This window comes from Neisseria sp. P0001.S005, assembly GCF_051963715.1.
The window spans coordinates 1-7,818 of the sequence record NZ_JBQCTZ010000161.1 but is presented as its reverse complement, the minus strand read 5'-3'; the positions used below and the strand labels follow the sequence as shown (position 1 = coordinate 7,818).

The 7,818-nt window shown below is 37.8% G+C and carries 4 protein-coding genes; 3 read left to right on the top strand and 1 reads right to left on the bottom strand.

Going from position 1 to position 7,818, the window contains the following annotated elements; translation table 11 throughout:
• The first annotated feature begins 177 nt into the window (after positions 1-177).
• From ACTHSP_RS15370 to ACTHSP_RS15360, 3 genes are all read left to right on the top strand, one after another.
• Positions 178-315 carry a hypothetical protein gene (locus ACTHSP_RS15370; RefSeq protein ID WP_314512599.1) on the top strand — a complete coding sequence of 46 codons (138 nt, stop codon included), beginning with the start codon at positions 178-180 and terminating at the stop codon, positions 313-315.
• A gap of 563 nt (positions 316-878) precedes the next feature.
• On the top strand, positions 879-5,840 hold the full coding sequence (locus ACTHSP_RS15365; protein ID WP_440346387.1) for an AAA domain-containing protein: 4,962 nt from the start codon (positions 879-881) through the stop codon (positions 5,838-5,840).
• A complete protein-coding gene (locus ACTHSP_RS15360; protein WP_314512602.1) occupies positions 5,837-7,219 on the top strand; it encodes a hypothetical protein in 1,383 nt (460 codons plus the stop codon). Before ACTHSP_RS15365 ends, ACTHSP_RS15360 begins: the two co-directional genes overlap by 4 nt.
• 146 nt (positions 7,220-7,365) lie before the next feature.
• Here the strand turns inward: ACTHSP_RS15360 and ACTHSP_RS15355 are convergent, their stop codons facing one another.
• Positions 7,366-7,791 (bottom strand): DUF4113 domain-containing protein, encoded by a 426-nt coding sequence (locus ACTHSP_RS15355; protein ID WP_440346386.1) that lies wholly within the window; start codon positions 7,789-7,791, stop codon positions 7,366-7,368.
• Between the last annotated feature and the right edge of the window lie 27 nt (positions 7,792-7,818).

Sequence of the window (7,818 nt, the reverse complement as noted above, 5' to 3'; positions counted from 1 at the left end):
GGTTGTGGCCATAATCTGTAGAAAAGACTATTGCATCACACTAGTCTAAGTTCGCATAATTTATATTATGTTAAATTTCCTATTTAATCCGAGTAGTTATCATAACTTGTAATTTTTGAATAAACCTACCCTTTCGGGAGCAACCCGAAAGGGTTGTCTCCCATTTTGGAGACTAGTATGTGTAATATCAAAACCGAAAGCAATGTTATTCCTGAAAAACCAAAATTCACACTTTCCAAAGAAGACGGGATGCAAAAGTTGCAGATTGTTTTCCCAGAGGAAAGTGAAGAGCTTTCTAATATTTCATCGGTCTGACGAATACGACTATTCAGTCCCTGATTTAGCAGTTAGCGTAGATGTCGAGTTACTCTATCAAGCGATAAAGATTCTTGCTGAAAACCCTAACAAGCTTCATCACCTTGCAATACATTGTGATGTGTGTTCTGAAGGATTCGAAGGCAAGTTGAGATATGAGAGATTGGTTTTAACGCCCTATACGTCGTCTATGACTTTTTTCTTGGAGTTTTTCAATGATTGGACAGGAACTCTCTACGAGATGGATTTGACAGGACAATTCAAAGAATTTATTGGATACACGTTTCCTGTTACTGAACCTTTGTCAAAACTGAAAAACTGCTCGATCAAGATGATTGATTAAAAACCAACGGCTGCTTAGGCAGCCGTTTTTACCATGATTGTAGATTGACCATAATTAAGAACCCTCATACCATTTGTTACTTAGTGTAGTAAGCACATTCTGGGTATATCGTATTGAGATCTAATTTTCAACTTTAATGCTGTTAAAGTATAAAAATTCGGTAGAATGACAGAATGTTTTTTTAATTTGATTACTTACCTATAAGAAAAAGGTCAATATGATGGAAGTACAAGATTGGGGCGGCGGTTTAACTCAACATGAGGTTGAGGCCATTGAAAAAATCAAACAGGCTTTTCAAGCTTCTGAAAATAACAAGAAAGTAAAAGGACAGGGATTTGACACATTAAAATCCCTTAAATCCATTTTTCCTTGGAAAGGATACTCGGGCTTTCGCTTTGCTGATGTAAAAGAGCGTAAAGAAGGTGAATTTGATTTGGTTATTGTTACCCATTGCAATGTGTTGATTATTGAGTTGAAACATTGGAATGGAACAATTATTTGCCGTCAAGATAAATGGTATTTGAATGATAAAGATATGGGTCGTTCGCCCGTTTCTATTACACGAAACAAACAATTTATACTGGAAAAGAAATTGGATAAATTTAAACAGCAATTTACCAATAAAGGCTTTCGTCCGCAGATCCATTTTTTAGTTGTGATGACAGGCAACGCAGATTTCAGCCAACTGCCAGACAATGAAAAATTGCACGTTGTAACATTAACTGAATTTTTGCAATTAAAAGATGAAAAGCAATTCAACGCACGTTTCCGCCCGCATCCTGATAGCAAAACTTTAAATCAGGATTTTGAATTATTTGATAAAAAAATCTTTAGTAGCAACACAGTCAAACCGAAAAATATCAGCATTGGCGGATATTATGCAGAAGACACGCCTATTTTTTCTCACCCAAAACATATTTATCAAGAATATCTTGCCGAAACGGAAAACAAAAAGCACCAAGACCAAGCCTTATTGCGCCGTTGGGATTTCACTAAAATCAACCGCTCTGAAGCTCAAACACCTGACGGGCGTTATCGTCTAGTCAGCCGTGAATACGATGTATTGAACCATATTAAATTACAAAATAAAGACTTGTATCACACCTGTTTGAATTACAAATCTATCCCGCAAAAAAGCGAAATTACGGCAGAATACATTGATTTATTTGAACTATTTCCACAGCAAAAACGTTTTGACCAATTTGTCGGCGGATACAATGGCGAAAATTTAAGTGCAGAACGCCGTTTGGGTTTGGTGCAATTATTGTTGGATAAATTTGCTCAGTTGCACAAAGTCGGTATTGCCCATCGTGATTTGGGCAATCACAGCATTTGGCTGTCAGCAGATGACAAAATTACGCTATCAGGGTTTGCTACCGCTTATTTTTCATCTGAAGAAACCGTTGGTGACATTCGTGAGATTTTGGAAGTCTCCGGCGATTTGGCAAAATCTCATTTTCCACTTTCAGACGGCATCAAACTCACGCCATACCAATATGATGTACGTTCTTTGGCTGTTTTGGCGTGGCATATCATTCAGGCAAAACGTATTACATCTGATACGCTTGACGAAATGGAAAATAAATTACCGGATGAAACAGCATGGTATGCCGAAATTTTGCATGCGGCATTATCGGATACACCTTTTGAAAGCGCGGTGGAATTTTTAGGTAAATTTAATCAAGCCAAACCAGAACAGGCGGTGCATTTTTCATTTGATTTTACAAAATTAGAGCCATTCACACATGATATCAACCATTCCCGTGCCTATCGTGAAGATGATGATTTTATTTTAGAAACCAGTGAAAAAGAAGTTTACTGTTCCAATGGTTTGTTGGTTAAAGCATGGCTGAATACAGACCCGCAAACCGATAATTCAAAAGCCAGAGTGGTTTTGAATTGGTTGGAAAATATGGCAAAACTGGCAAATCTGTCGCCTGATTATTTACCGAAAATCCGAGAATTCGGTATTGCCAAAAAATCAGGCTGCCTTTTTGCAGTAAGTGATTTTATTGACGGGCATACTTGGCAAGATATTTGCAAACTTGATTTATCGGATAAACAAAAACAGGCTCTTATCCATCAATTTATTCAAAGCATTGAACATTTACACAGTCTTGGTTTCACTCATGGCGATTTGAAACCTGACAATGTGCTGGTAACGATTGAAAATGATTCTGTTCAACTGCATATTTTGGATATATTGGATTTTTCGCCAAGTGGGCAAAGCCAGTTCAATACCGAATATTCGCCAGAATTCGATCATCCTACCGAGAAACAACGCGATAATTTTGCCGTGATGAAAATGGCGTGTGAATTATTGGGCGTTGAATGGAATAGGTCGTCTGAAAGTTTTGCTGAAGTTGCTAAAGTGATACAGCAAGAGTATTCAGACAGCCAAACTGCGTTTATTTCATTGGCTCGTTTCAAAGAAGCCCTCAATCCAAAACCGTCTACGCTGATGATTGATATTACAGTGGGCGGGCGCGAGTCTTTTCCACCGATTGCGATTTATCCTGAAAATGGTGAATTGTTTGTTCAATTTGAAAAGAGCAAGCAAGGTGATGTACTGGTGCAATTTATCGGTTTGGGCGGTGTATTAAAAGCATTTTATTCAGTAGAAAATAAGCAATTTACTCATGCGTTGGTTCCAATCAACCGTGCTTACATCAGTAAGCGAGATAGAGATAATAGTGTAATGAGCCTAACGTTAGGCTTAAATATCACTTATGGTGCTTATAGTGAAATGACTACATTAAATCATTCACTAAAAACTAACGAGCAGTTTATCCATACCATCAACCAATTTATTACTAAACATATTTCCAAACAAACCGAAGAAGAACATATTGAAACATTTGAAGTTTCTGAAACTGAGATTGTTGATGCTGAAATTGCAGTGCCGGTTATTGAACAGCGTCCTAGTATTCAAAAACTTTGGCAGGCAATTTTAGAGACTGAAACCGAAGCTTTACCTTCTATTACTGCCAGCGAAGCATTGCAAAAAACAGAAAATGGGGGCTGTTATATTCCCTATGATGGTGAAATCAGTCCACTAGATCAATTCAAACGGGATGAAGTTGTTGAAGCTATTGGGAAAAGTGAAGATGGAGAAAGAACCTTTAAATATGGTGTGGTAGATATTGCTAAAAGTCAATTAAATGAATTACACATCAAATCCAAAAGTTGGACCAATTATGCAAATAATATTCAAGCAGATACGCCTATTTATTTGCAAAGTAAACAGAACAAGGCTTCTTATACCCGTCGAAAAAACGCATTACAACGTATTTTAGACGGTGAAAGTGCGGTGGAAAATCTAGTGCATTATTTTGATGAACATTGCAACTTGCCGTCTGAAAAATATGAGATTCATGTCAGCGATGAAGAATTTGAACGCTATGACCAGCCTGAAAAAAATGTAAGCCTTAATGAAGCACAACGTATTGCCTTTCAACGTTTGATTGCCAATGGACCATTATCTTTATTACAAGGTCCGCCGGGAACAGGGAAAACAGAATTTATTGCCGCATTTGTACATTATTTATTTGATGTGCAAAAGGTGCGGAATATTCTACTGGTCAGCCAATCACATGAAGCAGTCAATACTGCTGCCGAACGTATCCGTAAACACTGTCAGCGTTTGGGAACAGATTTGCAACTGGTGCGGTTTAGTAATCGCGAAATTGCCGATTCCGAAATATTGGAAGATGTCTTTTCACCCAATTTGGTCGGGCAAAAAAGAGCTCAATTAAATGTAAACAAGATTAGCAATATCTGTCAGCTTGGACGTAGCATGAGCCTGCCTGAAAGATATTTGCGCGAGCGAGCTGAATTAGCGTTTGATATTGGCATACAAATCCGCCGTTATCAAAAAATTGTCAATTCATCAAAAAATGAAAACATTGATGAAGATGAAAAACGCTTACGCAAAAAATTAGAAAAAAGCATTAAAGAACAAGCCCAAGCAATGGGGCTACGTGAATTGGTTGAAATTGACGAAATTCTGCCAAAATTTATCAGTGAATTAAATCACAAGCATAATATTCAGCAGTTTGAAAATATCCAAGCAGGTAAATTGATTGATTTAACTCAGGATATGTTGGAAGCCCTATCTAACGAACGCACCAATTATGATGAATTTTTGGCTCGTTCCCGTCAGCTTGTGATTGGCACTTGCGTAGGTATCGGGCAACGCCATATCGGCATTGCTGACAATCTCTACGACTGGGTGATTGTGGACGAAGCCGCACGTTCTATTTCCAGTGAATTGGCGATTGCTATGCAGTCTGGTACGCGTATTTTGCTTGTAGGCGACCATAAGCAACTACCGCCTTTGTATTCAGATGAGCATAAAAACGCACTTGCCCGCCGATTAGGGATTTCCAAGCGAGGTGAGGAATTAGATCAAGCATTAGGCAGTGATTTTGAACGCGTTTTCCTATCCGAATATGGAAAGCAAACTTGCGCCACACTCAAAACACAATACCGAATGGCTCCTGCGATTGGCAGTTTAGTATCAGCATGTTTTTATGAAAATGTTTTGGAAAACGGTAAAACTGACAATGATGTGCCTAATATTTATTTCAGGCTACCTGAAGAGATAAAATCCTGCGTAACATGGTTAGATACAACTTCATTACCAAATACGTATCATGAACAAGGCAAAAGTGGTAGTTTATCCAACCGTGCTGAAGCCGATGTAATTATTAGGATATTACAAGACTTGGCAAACGATGAAACGTTTATGAATAGTGAACCTGTACAAAAATGTTTAGAGAAAAACGAAAAAGCCATTGGTGTAATTTGCATGTACGGCGAACAGAAGAAACTTATTCGTAAAAAATTCAATGAGCGCAGTTGGAATGACGAATTCCGCGGCTTAGTTAAAATTGATAGTGTAGATAGTTATCAAGGCAAAGAAAACCGCGTGATTATCTTGTCGTTGACCCGTCATGATAAAGTATGTAGCACAGGCTTTTTGCATCTACCAAACCGTATTAACGTAGCCTTATCACGAGCTATGGATAAACTTATTATCGTTGGAGCAAAAACCATGTGGGAACATCCAAAAAACAGCAAAACTCCATTGGCAAAGGTTTTACGTTTTATACAAGAGCAAGAGCAAAATAATCCGCAAGATTATGCAATTAAGATATTGAAAAACGGGGCGAAAAAATGAGTAAACAAAACATAACTTACAGTCAAATTGATTTTGTGGTTAAGGCTCCGCGTTTTCGTATCGTATTTTCGTATATGAGCGATAAAGGTGTGGCGTTCGTGCGTGAATATTTGTTACGACTTTTGAAAGTAACACCGTGCAAACCTGCACAAATTGCCCAATACTTTGGTTTTAATCAATATGAAACCGAAGTCGCTCTTGCTGATTTGGAGAGCAATAAATGGATTATTTGGCAGGATAACGGCTTGATTGCATTATCAGCAGACGGGCAGAGACTGTTTCAAGACATCCAAGACTCTCCCCACATTCCCACTTTAAAGGAATATGGTGGTGAATATCGTATGGAATTATTAGATAGTAATTTTCTGAAAAAAAACGACTGTGATAAAAATCGCCAGCAAGCCATAGAGTTAGTTGTCGAACCGAAAGTGTTATCAGAAAGTAGCGAAATTGCACGAAAAACATTTCAAAATCGCTTTCGGCAGCTAATGGAAGATGACATCATCAAGTTAGATGAGAAAGATATTTCTTTGTATAAAATTGATGCTATAGAACCCAAAGGCGTACCTGATTATTTCCGTTTTACGCAACAATTTGAATTGTTGCCTGAAACAGGCGAAGCTAAAGAACGTCATGATGTACCGACAGTTACTCATCAAGAAAATATCCAGCAAGCCATTACCGCACAACTGGAGCGATTTGGTCATCATGATAATTTGCGTGAACTGCGTAATAGTATGGCAGAAATTAGTGATGACGATACTTTGAAAGTGCTATTCGGCGGAATATTGGACTTTAACGAATATTTAAAAGTTTATCAGAAGCATGAACAACAAAATGGCTTGTATTTTCTAGGGCAAATTTATCATCAAGAAACCTTGTTCCAACAAATCAATAAAATTTTAGATGAATTAAGCAAAAAATCATCTAAAAAACTCTATTGGTTGGCTCCAAGCGATATTTACTGGGGAAAACAACGGAAAATTCATGGTAAAATTCAAAATCTAATAGATAAACAAAAAAATGGCTATGATTTCCGTTTATACCTACCTTTGCCTTCCGAACGAAATCGCCATGAAAAACAAGAATGGCTAAATCATTTTAAAGATATATCGGATAAAGTACTTTATGGATTCTGTGAAGGTTTCTTAGATGGAAATACTGAAATTCTGTTTCTAGAAGATCAATTTGCTGTGGTTTGTTATCATGCAAAACTATCTTCTTATCCTGTGACATTGCCTATCGGGTTTATGACTACCAACATTCGACAAGTAAATCACATCATTAGTTTGGCTAAAAACCACCTAAGTTCTCCTCTATTCCCTAATAAGAATGAAGATGAAATAGGTCAAAAAGATTTTGGTTTATTAAAACCATAACTGTATCCAACTTTTCAACAGAATAATCATACCGAAGCAGGAAGGCTGTATTGATGAGTTAAAAAAGGTCGTCTGAACTTCAGACGACCTTTTTTCTATGGAATATTATCCACAGATTTTGTGGATGTTTTGGGGAAATCATATCCTTAGACTACGAGCAAATCCGCGAACCGTGTGGTATAGCACTGGCTTAATCTATCTCTGTTCATTTTCCAGTCATCGGCCAGTAATTCTGAGGCCAATTTCAGACGGCCTCTACCGTGCTGACGGTTGATTTTATCCCATGCCTCCATGGCAGGATTGGCTTTTGTCGGTTCCCATAAGTCTGCCTGCATTTGAATAGCTGGTTTCAAACCATGTAATTCAATTCCGCATTTTTTATAGAGGTATCCACTGCGATAAATATCTGCCAGCAGTCGTTGTGCTATTCGGTTCAAATGAACTGTATCAGCGGTCGATACAATTAAATTCTGGGCTAGGCTATTGTGATATTGAGGCTCATCCTCACGAAAAAAATCTGTATGAGACCTTTGCAAAATTCCCCAAAATCCCCTAAATTCCCACCAAGACATTTAGGGGATTTCTCATGAGCACCTTCT